The 16,315-nt window shown below is 61.8% G+C and carries 18 protein-coding genes; 4 read left to right on the top strand and 14 right to left on the bottom strand.

Going from position 1 to position 16,315, the window contains the following annotated elements; translation table 11 throughout:
* Positions 1–7: 7 nt before the first annotated feature.
* The 14 genes from B5G34_RS08495 to B5G34_RS08430 all read right to left on the bottom strand — a co-directional run bounded on the left by B5G34_RS08495 (position 8) and on the right by B5G34_RS08430 (position 12,081).
* Entirely contained in the window at positions 8–796 is a 789-nt protein-coding gene (locus tag B5G34_RS08495) for a phage baseplate assembly protein V (protein ID WP_087336076.1), read from the bottom strand.
* On the bottom strand, positions 796–1,890 hold the full coding sequence (locus tag B5G34_RS08490; RefSeq protein ID WP_087336074.1) for a hypothetical protein: 1,095 nt from the start codon (positions 1,888–1,890) through the stop codon (positions 796–798). The genes B5G34_RS08495 and B5G34_RS08490 overlap by 1 nt, the downstream gene beginning before the upstream one ends.
* A gap of 29 nt (positions 1,891–1,919) precedes the next feature.
* Positions 1,920–2,651: a LysM peptidoglycan-binding domain-containing protein gene (locus tag B5G34_RS08485; RefSeq protein WP_087336071.1), complete on the bottom strand. Its 732-nt coding sequence runs from the start codon at positions 2,649–2,651 to the stop codon at positions 1,920–1,922.
* A gap of 24 nt (positions 2,652–2,675) precedes the next feature.
* Positions 2,676–5,753: a hypothetical protein gene (locus tag B5G34_RS08480; RefSeq protein ID WP_087336069.1), complete on the bottom strand. Its 3,078-nt coding sequence runs from the start codon at positions 5,751–5,753 to the stop codon at positions 2,676–2,678.
* Positions 5,753–6,169: a phage tail protein gene (locus B5G34_RS08475; RefSeq protein WP_087336067.1), complete on the bottom strand. Its 417-nt coding sequence runs from the start codon at positions 6,167–6,169 to the stop codon at positions 5,753–5,755. Before B5G34_RS08475 ends, B5G34_RS08480 begins: the two co-directional genes overlap by 1 nt.
* Positions 6,170–6,212: 43 nt before the next feature.
* Positions 6,213–6,734 (bottom strand): phage tail protein, encoded by a 522-nt coding sequence (locus tag B5G34_RS08470; protein WP_087336065.1) that lies wholly within the window; start codon positions 6,732–6,734, stop codon positions 6,213–6,215.
* A 19-nt stretch (positions 6,735–6,753) separates the two neighbouring features.
* Positions 6,754–6,960, bottom strand: coding sequence for a DUF6760 family protein (locus tag B5G34_RS08465; protein ID WP_204245934.1), 207 nt, complete (start codon positions 6,958–6,960; stop codon positions 6,754–6,756).
* Positions 6,961–7,073: 113 nt separating this feature from the next.
* Positions 7,074–7,433, bottom strand: coding sequence for a phage tail assembly protein (locus B5G34_RS08460; protein ID WP_204245928.1), 360 nt, complete (start codon positions 7,431–7,433; stop codon positions 7,074–7,076).
* An 82-nt stretch (positions 7,434–7,515) separates the two neighbouring features.
* Positions 7,516–7,995, bottom strand: a complete 480-nt coding sequence (locus B5G34_RS08455; protein ID WP_087336059.1) for a phage tail protein — start codon at positions 7,993–7,995, stop codon at positions 7,516–7,518.
* 42 nt (positions 7,996–8,037) lie between these two features.
* Positions 8,038–9,801, bottom strand: coding sequence for a phage tail sheath subtilisin-like domain-containing protein (locus B5G34_RS08450; protein ID WP_087336057.1), 1,764 nt, complete (start codon positions 9,799–9,801; stop codon positions 8,038–8,040).
* A gap of 120 nt (positions 9,802–9,921) precedes the next feature.
* Positions 9,922–10,347 carry a hypothetical protein gene (locus B5G34_RS08445; protein ID WP_087336055.1) on the bottom strand — a complete coding sequence of 142 codons (426 nt, stop codon included), beginning with the start codon at positions 10,345–10,347 and terminating at the stop codon, positions 9,922–9,924.
* Between the two features lie 15 nt (positions 10,348–10,362).
* Positions 10,363–10,749, bottom strand: coding sequence for a hypothetical protein (locus tag B5G34_RS08440; protein WP_087336053.1), 387 nt, complete (start codon positions 10,747–10,749; stop codon positions 10,363–10,365).
* Complete coding sequence (locus B5G34_RS08435) at positions 10,667–11,722, bottom strand: DUF947 domain-containing protein (RefSeq protein ID WP_087336051.1); 1,056 nt, start codon at positions 11,720–11,722, stop codon at positions 10,667–10,669. The genes B5G34_RS08440 and B5G34_RS08435 overlap by 83 nt, the downstream gene beginning before the upstream one ends.
* A complete protein-coding gene (locus B5G34_RS08430) occupies positions 11,719–12,081 on the bottom strand; it encodes a response regulator (protein ID WP_087336049.1) in 363 nt (120 codons plus the stop codon). The genes B5G34_RS08435 and B5G34_RS08430 overlap by 4 nt, the downstream gene beginning before the upstream one ends.
* A 302-nt stretch (positions 12,082–12,383) precedes the next feature.
* Between B5G34_RS08430 and B5G34_RS19480 the strand changes: the two genes are divergently transcribed.
* From B5G34_RS19480 to B5G34_RS08410, 4 genes are all read left to right on the top strand, one after another.
* A complete protein-coding gene (locus B5G34_RS19480) occupies positions 12,384–13,598 on the top strand; it encodes a LuxR C-terminal-related transcriptional regulator (protein ID WP_087336048.1) in 1,215 nt (404 codons plus the stop codon).
* Positions 13,599–14,020: 422 nt separating this feature from the next.
* Positions 14,021–14,695 carry a LytTR family DNA-binding domain-containing protein gene (locus B5G34_RS08420; RefSeq protein WP_087336046.1) on the top strand — a complete coding sequence of 225 codons (675 nt, stop codon included), beginning with the start codon at positions 14,021–14,023 and terminating at the stop codon, positions 14,693–14,695.
* A gap of 39 nt (positions 14,696–14,734) precedes the next feature.
* Positions 14,735–15,466 (top strand): LytTR family DNA-binding domain-containing protein, encoded by a 732-nt coding sequence (locus B5G34_RS08415; RefSeq protein WP_087336045.1) that lies wholly within the window; start codon positions 14,735–14,737, stop codon positions 15,464–15,466.
* The gene (locus B5G34_RS08410; RefSeq protein ID WP_087336043.1) at positions 15,463–16,239 is read left to right on the top strand and encodes a GHKL domain-containing protein; all 777 of its coding nucleotides are present in this window, start codon (positions 15,463–15,465) and stop codon (positions 16,237–16,239) included. The genes B5G34_RS08415 and B5G34_RS08410 overlap by 4 nt, the downstream gene beginning before the upstream one ends.
* Positions 16,240–16,315: the final 76 nt, after the last annotated feature.

The following is a 16,315-nucleotide window of genomic DNA, read 5'->3' as shown; positions in this document are numbered from 1 at the left end:
GGCCCGGTCAGTTGATATTCACCATGCTGCCCTTCACATTGGTTATGCCCGAAGCCTGGAGATCCAGCGTACCGGTAGCCTTGACCTCTACCGCACCCCCCTGAACGGAGACCTTGGCGCTTCCCTTCTCCGTCAGGGTGGCAGTCTCGATTCCGATCTCCTTGGTGGCCTTGACGGTGAGATTGCCGCCCGATTCCATGGTCACGGTGGTGCTCCCCGCCGACAGCTCCAGCTTGGTCTTGGCCTTCAGGGTGATGTTGCCTCCCTTCAGGTCCATGTTCAGGGCGTTCTCCCCATTTTTGTCCTTCAAGGCCACCGCCTGGTTCTCATCGTCGATGGTCAGCACCGTGCCCGAGGGCAGGGTGATGGTCACCTTCTGCTTTTTGGGCTCGTCGTAGAACAGCAGCTCCGTCCCCGTGGGAGTTTTGATGGAGTAGTTATGTACCTTGCCGTCCTGGATGGTATAGGGAGGCGGGACCTGGGCGGTCCAGATGGCCCCCAGCACCAGGGGCCGGTGGGGATCGCCTCCCAGATAGGCCAGCACCACCAGATCGTTCACGCTGGGGAAGAAGAACTGGCCGTGCTCCTTGCCGCCCATGGGAGCCATCACATAGCACCAGTCGGTCTCCTCCACCTGATTGTTCTCAATGGGCAGGCATTTGACCCGGTTGAGCTTCTGGTCGTCGTTGATGTTGGTCACCACCGCCAGGGACAGCCCGGGCCGTCTCGTCTGCCACTCAAGGTTGTTCCCGGCCGCGGACATGGCGGCCTGCAGTTCCTGTGCGATGTTGTACATCAGGCCTTGGCTCCCTTCACTTCAAATTGGGTGTAGTAGCCCTCCCCGGTAAACCGATGGCGGACCTTGGTGATAAAATAGCTGCCCTCGGTGTCGTCGTCCAGGCCCTTGATGGTGATGTACCGGCCGGGGATCAGCTCAGGGATGCCCACGCAGGTCCCGGAGCCCGATACAAACTCCAGCGCCCTGCTGTCCAGCCGGGCCTGGGCCAGCTCCACACATTGCTTTTCGGTGCGGACGTACTCGTTGTACTCCCGCAGGGCCGTCTGCTTGAATTTGGGGGCCAGCTGTACGGCACTCTTGCCGGAGCCGCCGATGCTGACGCTCTTGGCCACCCCTTTGATGAACTTCTGTTTCTCATCCCGGCCCCAGATCTCCACCTCCCCCACCTGGCCCTGGAGGGAGAGCCGCCGCTGGAAGTCCAGCAGGCCCATGCCCACGGTCAGGCTGATGAGGGGGCTGCTGTTGGCCACCACGTTGTCGAAGATCAGCTCCCCCGCCACCGAAAAGAGGCTCATACAGTAGCGCTCGGACATCAGGCGCAGATATTTGTAGTCGTCCAGCCGCTCCTTGATCACCGGGACGTCAAAGCCGGAGAGGGTGCCCACCGTCTTGCTCTTGGCGTAGCCGGCGGATACCGCCTTGGTCAGGATCTCCTCCACCACCTTCTGGGGCGTCTTCTTGCCGCCATAGATGGGTTCCTGACAGCTCATCAGATAGCCGAAGCCGTCGATCCCCGTCACCGCCAACCGGGGCGGGGCCGAGCCGCTGTACTCCATGGAGTACTCGTCCACATAGCCGTAGAAGATCAGTTCCTGCTTCACATAGCCGCCCAGCACCTCCAGCTTGGCGCCTACCTGGATGGTCTTGGCCAGGTTATTGATCCACTTGGACTGGGAAAAATCGTACAGGCTCTCCACCGAGAAGTGGCAGCCTCCCGCCGAGCCGTCGGCGCTGAGTTCCACCTCCAGAGAGGCGATGGGCATCTCCGCGCTGTTGAGCTTGGTCCCATCCACCTTGATGGTAAAGGCGGGGCCCCGGAAATCCTCATATTTGCTGCTCAGTGCCTGAAAGGTATAGGAGCCTTTGTCCACCCTTCCCACCTCCTCTCACTGCTTGCCGTCTATCCCTTTTTAATGGCGGGCAGTACCAGCCGGTCTCCCGAGCGCAGTGTCCTGGGGTTGGCCAATCCGTTGGCATCGGCAATGGCCCGCCACTGCTCCGGCTGCCCGTACTCCCTGGCCGACAGAGACCACAGGGCGTCCCCCTGGTGGACCGTGCGGTACTTGGTGGTGTCCGGCGACTCCAGTGGGCGGGGCAGGGTGGCCTTCTGGGGCGGGATGAACTCCTGGAACACACAGTCCAGCCAGGCCCGCAGAGGGATGCCCTGCTCGTTGAAGCGGACAAAATTCTGCTGGCAGCTGATCAGATGGCCGGTAAACTGCAGCGACGCCCATTTCAGCTTGAGCAGGGGCGGCACATGCTTGTCCGGGTCGATCTCCATGAGCTTGTAGACCTTTTTGGTGTATTTCCGCACATCGACGATCTTGGTGATGCTGGGCAGCAGGCTGTTGGCGGTAAACTTAAGGCGGTCCGTCAGGCCGCCGCCCACCTCGCTGCCGGCGGACATACTGTCAAAAAAGAGGCGGAACTGCAGGACCTCCAGACTGCCGCCGGCAAACTGGGATACCGGGGTGTTGGTGGAGATACCGCTGGACTGGGCATAGCGGACACTGCGGCTCTGGACATAGCTTTCAGGGTTATAGAGCACCTCAAAGGACGACTTTCCCTTGGGCTCAATGGTCATTTTCTCCAAAGGCGCCATGATGTTGGGGTTGGGTGCGCCGATATACATTCCTCCGCCTCCTCTCTTCTTTTCTTACAGGCCCAGCCGGCGGCGTTCCCGCCGGATGCGCTCCTCGATCATGCGGTAGACCCGGTCGGCAGTCCGCTGAAGCTCTGTCTCGCTGATCTGGGGCTCCCTTCTGCTGGGGGGCTGAACGCTCTTTTCCTTTTCCCGGTAGACCACGGAGGCCTCCGGCGGATGATAGTTGGGGGCCGTCCACTGGACCTGCTCCTCCGGCTGGGGCAGCACGGCGATCTCCCGGGCCACACCCATGGCTCCGGAGGAACCGCTTTCATTCCAGCTGTTCTTTAAAAAGTTTCTTGCCCAGTCGGGCAGATTGCGTACATATTCCGACTCCTCCTGCTCCGGGGCGTCCGGGCTTCGGGATGTCGCCTGACTCTCCCCGCCTGCCCCGCCCTGGGCCGGTCCGTAGGTCAGGGGGACCGGCTCTACCGGGAATACGGGAGTACCGGCATGGCTTTGGTTCGCCTCTGTTTTTCTCTCTGCGGCCAGGGGCAGATCTGTTATGGAGGTTGTACCATCTCCGTCACCCGAGCGGTTCAGAATCAGCCCGGCCGGTGGGAGGGACCATCCGGAAGCCTTTGTTCTTTCCGCTCCCTGCGGGGTCTTCCCGCCGGTCCGGATATCCCGGGCCGTGATGCTTCCCGTTCTCCCCGCTGCTGCAAAACCGGGGACAGTCGTTTGCTGTTTCCCGCTCTCCGGCAAAAGATCCGAAGCTGCGGCAGTCACCTTCTGGCCGGACTTTGGACTCGGGGCCGTCTGACGGCTGCCGGAGCGGCTCGTCTCCGGCTGTTCCGTTTCCCGCTCGCTCCGGTGCTCCAGTTCCACCGGGCCATAGGCGGGAAGCACATGATCTGCTGCCGGAGCCTCCTTGTCCTGTCCCACTGGTGGGGCGCTCACCCGGATATCACGGGCTGTTTGAACTTCTTCCCGGCGTACCATGTCCCACCGTCCTAACGATTGAAAGATAGCAGCAGTGCTTTGCTCCGTCCTGTCTTTCATCTGGCGGTAGGAGCGGTCTGTCTGCCTAGCCTGTTCAGCATGGGGTTTCCCGGCGGTCTGATGATGACTGACGGAGTGGCTCGTCTCACGTTGTTCCGCCTCTCCCTCACTCCGGTGCTCCAGTTCCACCGGGCCATAGGCGGGAAACACATGATCTGCTGCCGGAGCCTCCTTGTCCTGTCCCATCAGTGGAGCACTTACCCGGATATCACGGGCTGTCTGGACTCCTTCCCGGCGTCCCGCTATTGGAGATACCGCCGCAAAGGTTTCCTCTGTCCGACCTTCCGTCTGGCGGTGGGAACGGTCTGTCTGTCCAACCTGTTCAGCGCGGGGCTTCCCAGCGGTCTGACGGCTGTCGGAGCGGTCCGTCTCCCGCTGTTCCGCTTCCCCCTGACTCCGGTATTCCAATTCCACCGAACCATAGGCGGGAAGCATACTGTCCGCCGTCGGGAGCGTTTCATGTTGTCCCACCGGTGGGGCGCTCACCCGAATATCACGGGCTGTCTGGACTCCTTCCCGGCGTCCTGCTATTGGTGATGCCGCCGCAGAGATTTCCTCTGTCCGACCTTCCGTCTGGCGGCAGGGGCGGTCGATCTGTCTGCTCTGCTCAATGTGGGGCTTCCCGGCGGTCTGACGGCTGCCGGAACGGTCTGTCTCCCGCTGTTCCGCTTCCCCCTGACTCCGGTATTCCACTTCCATCGGGCCACAGGCGGGAAGCACAGCATCCGCCGTCGGGCGCGTTTGATCCTGTCCCGCCGGTCGACTGCCGGTTCTTGCTGTTCCTGCCGCTCCGGTCACCAGCGCCGCCTGACCCATTTCTTTTCCGGAAAGGGGCAAAGGCGCTATGGACTTTTCCACATGTTCCACATCTCCGAAATGTAGCCCGCCGCCCATCCGGATGTCTCTGGCTGTGTGGGCAATACTTTGGGAAGCAACAGCATTCCCTTTCTTCTCCGCCCCATTGGCATACTGTCGGTCCGGTCGGGATGGTTCCGGCTGCTCTGCCCTTCCCTTTTCTCCTTCCTCCTCCGTCCGGTGGGTCAGCTCCATGGGCCTGTAAGCAGAAAGGGGGCGGTCTGCCGGCGGCATTGTCGGAACCTCTCGCCAGGGTATCGCGCCGGTCTGAAGGTCTTCCGCTGTCCGTTGGTCTTCACGGAAGAGACGCTCCGGTGTGCCGTGCCCCTCGGGCCGGTCCGCCATAATTGTATGAGATCTCTGTTCCATGATTCCGGGCCGGTCTGCTGTACGGGGTGTTTGCTCTGCGGCTCCAGCCCGGACGGCCTCTTCCACTGTGCGCTCCACCAGGCGCCCCAGGCGATCCGCCTCACGTTGGAACACCTGGCTCTGTGTCTCTTCTGCCTCTCTTCCCGCCTCTTCCAGTAAGGTCAGCTCTTCCCGCGGAAGCAGCTGCTCTTTCGCAAAAGAAGGTCTGCGGTCTGCCGCCGGTGCAGAAGTGACCCGTTCCCCAGTCATTCCGGAGTTCTCCTGTTCCGCCACAGGCAGAACCACCGCCTGGCCCTGAGGCAGCGGGATCTCCTGCCGGGACGGTCTTCCCTCTTCCCGCAGAAGCTGCAGGTTTCGGGAAAAGGCCTCAGCCTGCCGTGCCAGCGCCCCCGTCGGGACCTGTCCCCGGCTGTCGGCTGCGGCCACATGAAGGTTCTGGGTCAGGCTCTGATGAAATTCCTGTCGGATGATCCCCGTCCCATAGAGAGGCCGGATGACGGTCTGGCTGACCGTCATCTCCACAGCCGGACCGGGTGTCCGCTCCTGCTGAAGCCGGAGGAGCCGCTCCACGATGCGCTCCGTGGCCCGGTGCTGTTCCGTCCGTCCTTTCTCCCGGCGCAGGGCCTCCAGCACCAGCTGAAGATCCACATGCAGCTCCACTCTGGAGGGCGGCGACGACGGGAGAGGCTCCTCCCCCTCCTCCAACAGCTCCAGCGGCACATAGGACCACCTGCCCTCTCCCTGCTCCGCTCTGGCCAGCAGTTCCTCGCCAAAGGCCTGGGCCAGCGCCCCGAAGGGAGAGAGGGGCAGCCGCTGCCGGGAGAGTACCCCCATATCCGGTTTTGTCACAGCGATCGATTTCATCAGAAGCACCCGTTATGGATCAGCTCGATGCGGCTGACGGCCACACTGGCCTGGTTGCTGTTGAGCTGGGGCCCCACATACTTTTGCAGGTAGGCCCCCACGATGGTCCAGGTCCGCTTGGGTGTGCCGAAGCTGTCCTTCAGAATGATGGTACCGGCCAGCGGGATGGACATACCCAGGTTCACCATGGACATCAACAGAGAGACGCTGTCGATGGTGGTCACCACGCCCTTCTCCAGCACCAGGTGCTGGGGCTTTACATTTTTGAAAAAGAAGCGGGGATAGCTGCTCCCCCCTTCGGTATAGACCTCGTAATCGGCCTCCATGTCCAGGCCGGACACCGCGAGGAAGTCGCCGGCCAGCACAGCCCCTGGGCCAACCAAAAGCACATCGAAATAAGCGCCGGAAATGGCCATGCTGTCTTCCTCCTTTTTATTTGACTCAGTCTTAACCCGGAATCTATCCGGAATCAGTATTGGAATCCTTGTCTGTGGGCAGCGGCTCAAATGTCCGCTTGACGCCGGTGATGGCGAAGGTGATGCTCTCGGTGAGCACCTCGCTGCGGCCGCTGTCCATGGGGGAGAGCTGATACCCGATGGGCATGGCTCCCTGGAGGGTCCAGGTTGCCCGCTCCACCCTCTTCTCGTCCAGAGCGACCACATCAATGGTCCGCCGCAGTTCGTTGTCATTGGGGCCGGTGAACTCGCCGGCGCTGGCGGAAAAGACCCACTCCAGAAAGGCGTTGTCTCCCATCACACCCTTGCTCAGGGTCACAGGAGCATATTTGGTAAACACCGGGATATATTCCTTCACGCCCCGGCTGTCGCTGCCGCTGCGGACCTGGATGGTCTCCATCTCCATCTGGATGCCGGAGAACCGGGCAAAGGCGGCAGATACTTCTCCCCCCGCCCCCATCTTGACCAGAAAGCGAAAGGATCGGAGGGGGTCGGTGCGGGGAGGCTTGTAGGTGGGGTCGGCCATGGCTCATCTCACCTGCCCTTCACTTCAGTTCAAAGGTTTTCTGCTCATTTCCGCTGAGCTTCTGGTTGATCCCTGACACCTCGCGGCACCAGCGCCGCCGCTCCCAGTGGTCCAGGGCCATCAGGTCCTCGTTGGACCAGTGGAGGTAGTAGGCCAGAAACGCCATCTCCTGATAGAGGCGATCCTGGGGATAGAGCGACATCCCCTGGGCGGACTTCCGGGACAAGGGGCTGTCCAGGCGGCGGGGCAGGTCCCGCCAGGCGGCCGGGTCCTCTCCCGGCCTATCGGGAGGCGCCAGACGCCGGATGGGGAGTCCCTCGTCCTCCCCGGAAGCCCACTCTAGCCCAGCAAAAAATCCAGCGGCACCTCAAACTGCTGGTTGCAGTGGGGGCAGGTCAGCTGGTAGTGGGGCATTTCCGACATATTGATGCGCTGGTACATATCCTGGAGATAGGCCAGGTCCATGGTAAACAGGTTCTCGATGACCCGGGTGTTGACCGCACTCAGGGTGCCCAGCCGGGTGACCACCCGGGAGAGCAGGATGATGGTCAGATAGCCTGCGTTCTGCTGGACCCGGGGGTCCCGCAGGGGCAGGATCTCGTCTGCCGCAGTGGCCAGACGCATGGTGCCCTTCTTATGGACCTCTCCGTTGGCGTCCACATAGCCCTTGGGCAGCTCAAATTCAAATTCTGTCTGCATGATTGTCCTCCTCCGCCGGGCGTCCCCTGACGGCTCACAGGCGGGAGGGCCCGTAAGCCGTCAGAGTCTGCCTCGTCAATGATCAGATGTCAGCGGGCGCGCCGGCCACGGAGCCGGGGATGTGCTCCAGGCCCTCGTGGCACAGCTCCAGGGACTGGATGGCCACTTCGCCGCCCAGGCCGTTCAGGTCGGGCACGGTATAGCCCACAGGCCAGGCGTTGATGAGCTGCCAGGCGGGGCCGGGATTGCCGGCGTCGTCGATGAGGGTGATGGTCACGTTGTGGCGGACCATGCCGGTGGGAGGCGCGGTGTTGGTGGGAGCCACGGAGTTGAGCCACTCCAGGAAGTCGCTGTCATCGGATACGCCCCAGCGCAGGGTCACGTTGCCGTACTTGGTGAGACCGGCCAGCTTGCGGGGAGTGTTGCGCAGGTCGTCGCCTTCGCGGTATTCCACGGCGTCGGTGGAGGCGCTCATGCCGGACACTTCGGAGAAGCCGGCCCGGCTGATCCCGTCGATCTCCACCTGGTACCGAAATACTCTGTATGGATAATTGATGGCCATGTTTTATTTCGTCCTTTCTGTATCAGTATGGGAGACTGGAGATCATTCGGAAGCGGTCTTCTGGGTGATGCGGAAGATGACGAACTCGGCGGGCTTCACGGGGGCGATGCCGATCTGGCAGATCAGCCGGCCGTTGTCGATGTCATCCTGGGTCATAGTGGTGGGGCCGCACTCCACGAAGAAGGCCTGCTCGGGGGTAGCGCCAGCCAGCGCGCCGTCCCGCCAGCAGGTGGCCAGGAAGGCCTCGATGGTGCGGGTGACCCGGCTCCACAGGGTGGCGGAGTTGGGCTCGAAGACCACCCAGTTGGTGTTGGCCTTGATGGACTCCTCCACATAGATGAACAGGCGGCGGACGTTGAGGTACTTCCACAGGCCGTTGGAGCTGATGGTGCGGGCGCCCCACACCCGGATGCCCCGGCCGGTAAAGGCCCGGATCAGGTTGACACCCATGGGGTTGAGGATATCCTGCTCGCCCTCGTTATAGGCGCAGGAGAGACCGGTGCAGCCCCGGACCACTTCATTGGCAGGCGCCTTGTGGACGCCCCGCTCGATGTCGGTGCGGGCATAGATACCGGCCATGGCGCCGGAGGGCGGGAAGTAGGCCGAGCGCTTAGCGCCGGCGTCGTACATCTCCAGCCAGGGATGATACATGGCGGCGTAGGTGGAGTCATACATATCCCGGAAGTTGGCCACGTCGTTGGTCTTCTTGAGCTCCAGAGGCACGTCCAGAATGGCGAAGCAGCTCTTCTTGCCCTCGCAGAAGCCGATGAGGGCCGCCTGGACCTCGGGGGCGGTGATGCCGGGGATGGCCAGGATGGATACATTGCTGTTCTCCTGGAAGGCCTGCAGGCCGGTGCGTCTGCCCGGGCCGTCGTCCTTGCCCAGGAAGGCATCGGCAGCGGCGTTGAGCACAGAGCCGTTGCTGCCCCCCTGGAGGGTGAGCACCAGTTCCTCATCTCCGCCGCCGCACAGGGCGAAGGGCACGATGGAGGCCGCCTTGGGCGCGGGAGCGGGAACCTCCTTGCCGTCCTTGTCCTTCTCCTTGGCCGGGGCGGGAGCCGCCTTGGCGGGCACCACTTCCACGGCAATGAGGTCGGACTTGACCGTCCTGGCACACACATTGTTCAGTGCGTCCGGCTTGAGGGAGAGGTTCTCGTAGCTCTCCACATTCTCGCCCAGGCGGGCAATGATGGAGATCTCACAGGTCTTGATGTACTTGGGGGTGCCCACGCGGGTATCGGCCACGTCCAGAGCACAGGGGGCGTCCAGGGTGATGACCTTATCCAGCACGCTCTTGATGGTGGCGTGGGCGGCGGTCTTGCCGTCAAAGAGCTCCACCACGTCGCCGGGATTGAAGCCGTCGGCATTCTTCAGGGTCAGTTCGGCGCCGTTTGCCGCCAGGACCTGGGTCTTGGCCTTGGAGGCGGGGGCGACGATCACCCGCAGCTCCTCCGCCCAGGCGCCGGGGTTGGCGGCGGTGATCTTCAGAACGCCGCTGGTGATGCTGGCCGCCCGGGCGTCGCCGGGCACCGCCCGCATGATGTAGGCCCGGGCGCCGCCGTTGGCGAAGAACTGCTCCACCGCATAGGGCAGGAAGCGGTTATTGCCGTAGGCCGCGTCGCTGAGATAGCCGCCGTACATGCGCTTGTAGTCGGAAAAGCTGGTGACCAGCTGGGGCTGCCCGATCACCGGGCCCCGCTCCGCAAAGCCCACAAAGCCCGCGGTGCTGGTGCTGACGCCCTGCATGGGTGTTGCGCCGGAATCGTACTCCTCTACGTAGACACCCGGGGAAAGATACTCTGCCATGCTGTTGCTTCACGCCGCATATCATGGCTGGGGGCCGGACGTGAAGCGCCCCTCCTTTCTTTTTTGAAATATCGCCTGCTGATGATATCCTCCAAAACCCCAGCCAGCCGGGATTCGGATTCAGGGTTGAATGGTGAGGCCCTGGGCCTCGGCCGCCAGCCGCTCCCACCAGTGGGAAAGGACGGCGGCGTTATACTCCAGCGCGGCGGCAATGCGCGCCTGCGCCTCAAAGCGTTCGGTAAGCAGTGCGCTGGTGCGGAGGACGAAGTGTCCCTCCTGAAGGAAAAGGCTTCCCTCCACCAGCTGACTGTTGAGCCGGCTGCACAGGTCGGCGGCCCGCCCTTCGTCCAGTACGGGAGCCGGATGGACGCCGTAGACCAGCACCCGTTCCTCCCGGCAGCGGCACACCATCTGCCAGGTACAGCCGCCGCCGGTAAAGCGAAAGCGGAACTGGTCCCCCTGGCGGACATAGTCCACACCGCTGCGCTCCAGCAGGGCTGCCAGCTCCCCGCCGCTGTCCGGCGGCAGATCGAAGGTCTCATCCATGGACTCCCCTCCTTACTAATACACAAGTCCCGCCGGATCGAAGGCCCTGCCTCCCTGCTCCCCCGCTGTCAGGTCCGGGGGCGGGTCCGACAAAATCAGCTCTCTCTCCGGCACGGGCCAGGGAGTGGTCCCAACGGGCTCCGGCAGGGTAAAACGGGTCTCCTCCAGCGGAATGGACTGCTGCTCCAGCAGATCCGCCATCCCCTGGTTTCCCATGAGGGCGGCCAGCTCCTCCAATCGAAGGGGGGGCAAATCCAGAAGGGAAACGCCCGCCATCAGTGCCTGGGCCAACTGGCCCGGACCGCTCAGCCGCTCCCGTTCAGGGTTCCGTTCCCGGGTCTGGGCTGTGTGCTGTTCCTCCGGGCGCTGCCGCTCCCGGCCCTGTTGTGTCTGCTGCTCCATCTGTCCCGCCGCCTCCTTCCTCGGGGGGCGGCTCCTCCGCCCCGGTGGCCTCCCGCAGCGCCTGGTCCAGAGCCCCGGCAAAGCCGGGAGCCTCGAAGGCCTCCAGTGCCTCATTGGCCCGGTCAGAGAGGAAGCGGAGCTTGTTGATGAACTCCTGCTTCATCTGGGCCTTTTTCCCCACAAGGGCTTCCATCCTTCCGATGGCGCTCTGGAGGGCGGCCTTTTCCTGGGTGTCCCCCGTCTCCTTCAGCTGGTCCCGGTACTGCTCCAGCAGCTCCCGCTCCCTGCTGTCGTCCAGAAAGGGGTACATGGTCCGCAGGGTATCCGCTCCGGCCTGGCCCATCTCGCTCTTTCCCAGGGCCAGATCCCGCATGTCCTCCACCGTACGCCGGGCGTCCCGCAGGGTATCCACCACCAGGCCCACGGCGCTGTCGGTAAACCCCCGGTTGAACACCACTTTGTCCGGACTATGGCCCGGCACGTTGCGCATGGGGGAGGCTTTCTCAAAGAGCTTGCGTTGCTGCCACTTGTCAGGCTGGGACTGGCCCACCGTCTTTTTCAGGCAGGAGAAGAGCATCATCTGCCCTGTACCCTGGAGCACCGCTCCGGAGAGGGTGCCCCGCTGGAAGGCAGTCTCGGAAAACCGGCGGAGCATATCCTGATCTTCCGGCCGGTCCCGCTCGTAGAAGGAACGGGCCGAGGTGGGGTCAGGGGTCTGTTCCCCCTGCCGCTCCGTCTCCCCGCCGGCAGGCTGCTCCTTCTCCTCCGTTTCCCCGCCCAGCTGGGCGGCATGACGGCGGCCCATGGCGTCAAAGGTCTGCTGAAAGGATTCTGTTACATGGTACAGAGGGTCCCGGTGCTGAAAGAACTCCGTGCCCGCCGCCCAGGCCATCTGGCCCCGCAGCTTTTGCTCCAGCCCGCCGGGTCCCGGCCCCCCAGACTTTCGCCGCTTTACCTGCAGCCGCTCGATCACATCCACCCCCTCAGCGCCAGGTTCATGCTCCGGACAATGTGCCGGAACTCCACCGGGCGGAGAATAAAGTCTGTGCAATGGAGACGCATGCCCCGGACCGCATACTCCTGGGTGTCATCCACCAGGATGATCTTACAGTCCGGATCCCGCTCCCGCAGCTGTCGGGCCAGATAAAACCCGGTACTGCCGCCGGAGCAGAGATAGACGATATCGAACGGAGAGCCGCTGGCAGAAAACGCGGTGGGGGAAGAAAAGCACTCCAGAACAGCGGGCACCCGATAGAGCCTGCAGTACTGCTGGATCCAGCAGCGCATTTGCTCCGCCGCCGCCCCGCTGTTTTCACAAACAGCGATGTTCAATGTTCCACCTCCGGCCTGTCTCCATTTCGTAGTCTTATTGTATGAAATGGAATTTGGCCTTTCAACGATTCTGGCACGAACGTCCCTTTACGGGTGCAAAACGCATGGTCTTTTTATGGCAGCCTGTCCAGGTGCACCGCCGAAACAAACGGCGGATTTAGTCGATTCTGTCAAATCCGCCAGCGGTATCCGGCCCACATGCCTCCATCCAAACCCGCTTCCCTGCCCGCATTGCATATTGAAACTCTGTGCAAAAAAGCATATAATGGAAGTCCAAAAAAGATCCAGCAAGGGGGAGTTCCATGGAATATATCACCGTCCAGAAAGCAGCGCAGAAATGGAAGATCTCTCAGCGTCTGGTCCAGCAGTACTGCAGAGACGGACGGATCCAGGGCGCCATCAAGTTTGGCGGTTCCTGGGCCATTCCGGAGGATACACAGAAGCCTGCCGAACAGCGGGGGGCGCCACCGGCAGATCCCCCCCAGCAGCCCGTTCTTTCGTCTCCCCCGGAGACCGCTCCTTCCCTGCTGACACCCATGCCCCTGATGAACACCGCTTTCATCCCCGGCCAGTGTCTGCAATTTGTGGAGGGAATTCAGGACCCCCGGATGCGGGACATCGCCCGCTCTGAGTACTACTATTTCAGCGGTCAGCCGGAGAAGGCCGCCCAAACGGCGGAGCTCTACCTCTCCCACCCGGAACTGCCCCTGCGGCTGTCCGCCTGTCTGATCTACGCCTATTCCAACCTCTCTATCGGTCAGATCCAGCGGACCCGATATACTCTCTCAGCGGTACGCAACACACTTACCGCCAACCCGGATATGCCGCCCCAGCTGCTGGCTCTGGCCACCTTCACTGTCACCACCGCCTCCGTACTGCTCCACCTGCCCCTGCCCAACGGCGTGAGCTCCCTGCAGGAGCATATCCGTCTGCTGCCCCCGGGGCTGCGGATGTTCGCCCTCTATGTCCAGTCCCATTACGCCTATCTGCAGGGAGACTATGGAAAAAGTCTGGGCATCGTGGAGACCGCCTTCTCCATGCAGCCCCAGATCTACCCCATCCCATCCATCTACATGCATCTGGCCGCCGTCATGGATTACATGAGTCTGAAGCAGCCGGAGCAGGCCCAGTCCCATCTGCTGGCTGCCTGGGAACTGGCCCAACCGGACGATCTGATCGAGGGGCTGGGAGAGCATCATGGCCTGCTGGGGGGCATGCTGGAAGCTGTACTCAAAAAGGACTGGCCGGACGATTTCCGCCGGATCATTGCCATCACCTACCGCTTTTCCTCCGGCTGGCGCAAAGTCCATAATCCAGTCACCGGTCATGACGTGGCCGACAATCTGACCACCACGGAATTTGCTACCGCCATGCTGGCAGCCCGGGGCTGGACCAATCAGGAAATCGCCGACCATATGGGGCTCTCCCTCAATACGGTCAAGCAGTATATGTCCGCCACACTGCAAAAACTGAGCATCAAGCAGCGAAAAGATTTAAAGAAATATATGCTGCTCTAAGAACTATGCCTGCGGTGTGCCGCAGGCATAGTTCTTTAATATGTCGAAAAATATTTTTCGACATATTAAAGAACTACTTGATTGGACGCGAAAGACAACCCTGACGGTTTATCTCCGCGCTAAGTGCCGCCACCTCGTGGCGGTTGCGCTCCGAATCGCCCTACGGGGCAGTCTTTCACACTATCTTTCCCTCCGAATCCTTCGGCTGACCTTGTTTATCAATAGTCTGGGGAACTATGCCTGCGGTGCGCCGCAGGCATAGTTCTTTTTGGGGGCTGAATCGGGTGATTTCAATTTTGTAAATCTATGTTAAATTTAAATAAAGATACACCATATCCATGCCCAGCCCCCGGAAAGGGTCTCCCGCGCAAAAGTACTCCTGCCGCTGCCGCCCTGTCCGGGTCAGAAAGGAGTGAAGGGACATGCATATTCTGGTCTTCCTTCCTGATCCTGAGGAGCGGGCAGCTTTGTGCGAAACCCTTAGAACCTGGATGGCGCTGTCCTGTGTCTCCATGGACATCGTGGCTGTGGAACAGGCGGTCCCCCCTCAAGGTCCTGCCATCCTCTTCTGGGATCTGGACAGCGCTCCCCCGCCCTCCTTTCCGCAGGACGGAAGCAGCGCCCTGTTCCTCTGTTCCCGTGATCCTCAGCGGGCTATCGACAGCTACTCCTTCCACCCCGATGGTTTTTTTACCAGGCCGGTCGCCATGGACAAGCTGTGGAACGCCATGCTCCGCTGCGCCCGGCTGTGGTTCACCGACCTGCTGCGGCTGGAGATCCTCAGCGAACGCCTGAAGGTGGGCATCCCCTTTCAGAACCTGATGTGGCTGGAAGGTACCCGCCGGGGCTGCCTGATCCACACCTCCCACCAGAGCATCGCCGCCCGGGAACCCCTGTACCAACTGGAACAGCGTCTGCCTGAACTCATCTTCACCAGATGCCAGCGCAGCTTTGTAGTCAATCTCACTTATGTACAGGAGCTTTCGGGAGGCAGCCTGTTTCTCAGCGACGGCACCCAGCTCTCCCTTGGACGGGGAAACAAGTCCAGCGTTGCGGAGGCCTATCGCCGGTACCGTCAGCTGCGTTACGGCAGCTAGCCCCGACCCTTACACAGCAGCAGGAAAGGAGGCAGCCCCATGCCGGAATTCTCCATCGCCATCTGCGACGATCTGGAGTCCGAGCGGATCAGTCTGGCCAGAATGGTACAGTCCTATGTCCGCGCCAAGGAGCTGTCCGTCCAACTGCAGCTTTTCTCCAGCGGTGAAAGTCTGCTGGCAGCCCTGGAGGGCGGCCAGCTCATCCATCTGCTTTTTTTGGATATCTACATGCCCGGCCTGTCCGGGGTCGAGACAGCCCGGCGCATCCGTTTCACCGGCAGCGAGCTGTCCATCATCTTTGCAACTACCAGCCAGGACCACGGACTGGACAGCTTTGAGGTGCGGGCCTCCGACTACCTGGTAAAGCCCTTTCAGATGGAGGACGTATCCGTCTGCCTGGACTGGTTTTTCTCCCACCTCCCGGAGCCCCACCGTCTGCTGTCGGTCTACTCCGAAGGGGAATGGCAAAAGCTGCCCCTGTCCTCCATCTGTTATGTGGACGTGTACGGCCATCAGGCCCGTATCCACACGGCCCGAGGCGTCATCATTACCCGCCGGGGCCTGGACGATCTGGAGTCCGCCATCGACAGTCAGGACTTCCTCCGCTGTCACCGCAGCTTCCTGGTCAACCTCAACCATGTGGCCGGCATCGAGGGCACCGATTTCCGCATGACAAACGAGGAGCTGGTCCCTATCAGTTCAGCCAATATGTCCCGTATCCGCAGCCAGTTTATTGACTGGACCTATATCAAGGCGTGGTCACAGACATGAAACAGACTGAAATTATTCTCATCATTTTGGCCGCAGCCGGCTTGCTTCTGTGGCTTCTGTGGCGGCTGGGCCGTCTGCGGGATGCGCTGCGCCGGGAGCGGGAGGAAAACCTGCACCTGAGGGAACTGCTTCAGATGGGCAACCAGATGGCACAGACCGATTTGGAGCAGCTGCGGAAGCTGCGGCATGATCTGCGCCAGTATCTGATCCTGACGGAGGAGCGGTCTCTCTCCCCGGACAGCGCCTCCACCCTGCGCAATGCGCTGGAGGAACTTCCGGCTGAGTCCCGCCGGGAGAGCTGGGCAATGTCCGTGCTGGAACAGTACTATCTGGACCAGGCCAACGCCCTGGGCTTTCAAACAGACCTGCATATCACCCCGCCTCTGGACTGGGAGGGCGCCATACCTGATCTCTGTCTGGTGCTGAGTAATCTGCTGGAAAACAGCCTGGAAGCCCTTCAGCGGGAAGGCGGCGGCTGGCTCAGGGCCAGAAGCGTCTCTGCAGCAGGCTACTTCTCGCTGGTGATCGGCAACTCCTGTACCCGGCCCCTGAGAACCTTCAACGGGCGTTACCTCTCCAGTAAAGCGCCGGGCCGCTTCGGCATCGGGCTGGACACCGTACGGGAAGTGGCCCAGCGGTACGGCGGTCAGGCGGAATTCACAGTGGAAGACGGCGCTTTCCGTGCCTCTGTATTTCTGCTCCGGCCAGCACGCTCACCTTCAGCAAGGAACGCTCCCGCAAAAGCTGCTCCGCTCACTACCCTTCATTCCTGAGCATCATTTCTCTGACCTTTACAGTAAACAAACAGCACCTGGAAAAATCCAGGTGCTGTTTCTGTTTATCGTATTC

Origin of the sequence: Flavonifractor sp. An82, from assembly GCF_002159265.1 — a bacterium.
GTDB lineage: Bacteria > Bacillota > Clostridia > Oscillospirales > Oscillospiraceae > Flavonifractor.
Note: the sequence above shows the minus strand (reverse complement) of the source record. Positions and strands in the feature narration are given on the sequence as shown.

Bases quoted from the DNA above. Each gene is read 5' to 3' on its own strand.
- B5G34_RS08420 (WP_087336046.1), top strand. From the start codon at position 14,021: ATGCATATTCTGGTCTTCCTTCCTGATCCTGAGGAGCGGGCAGCTTTG.
- B5G34_RS08455 (WP_087336059.1), bottom strand. From the start codon at position 7,995: ATGGCCATCAATTATCCATACAGAGTATTTCGGTACCAGGTGGAGATC.
- B5G34_RS08450 (WP_087336057.1), bottom strand. From the start codon at position 9,801: ATGGCAGAGTATCTTTCCCCGGGTGTCTACGTAGAGGAGTACGATTCC.
- B5G34_RS08440 (WP_087336053.1), bottom strand. From the start codon at position 10,749: ATGGAGCAGCAGACACAACAGGGCCGGGAGCGGCAGCGCCCGGAGGAA.
- B5G34_RS08415 (WP_087336045.1), top strand. From the start codon at position 14,735: ATGCCGGAATTCTCCATCGCCATCTGCGACGATCTGGAGTCCGAGCGG.
- B5G34_RS08480 (WP_087336069.1), bottom strand. From the start codon at position 5,753: ATGAAATCGATCGCTGTGACAAAACCGGATATGGGGGTACTCTCCCGG.
- B5G34_RS08495 (WP_087336076.1), bottom strand. From the start codon at position 796: ATGTACAACATCGCACAGGAACTGCAGGCCGCCATGTCCGCGGCCGGG.
- B5G34_RS08445 (WP_087336055.1), bottom strand. From the start codon at position 10,347: ATGGATGAGACCTTCGATCTGCCGCCGGACAGCGGCGGGGAGCTGGCA.
- B5G34_RS08460 (WP_204245928.1), bottom strand. From the start codon at position 7,433: ATGCAGACAGAATTTGAATTTGAGCTGCCCAAGGGCTATGTGGACGCC.
- B5G34_RS08485 (WP_087336071.1), bottom strand. From the start codon at position 2,651: ATGTATATCGGCGCACCCAACCCCAACATCATGGCGCCTTTGGAGAAA.
- B5G34_RS08470 (WP_087336065.1), bottom strand. From the start codon at position 6,734: ATGGCCGACCCCACCTACAAGCCTCCCCGCACCGACCCCCTCCGATCC.
- B5G34_RS08475 (WP_087336067.1), bottom strand. From the start codon at position 6,169: ATGGCCATTTCCGGCGCTTATTTCGATGTGCTTTTGGTTGGCCCAGGG.
- B5G34_RS08410 (WP_087336043.1), top strand. From the start codon at position 15,463: ATGAAACAGACTGAAATTATTCTCATCATTTTGGCCGCAGCCGGCTTG.
- B5G34_RS19480 (WP_087336048.1), top strand. From the start codon at position 12,384: ATGGAATATATCACCGTCCAGAAAGCAGCGCAGAAATGGAAGATCTCT.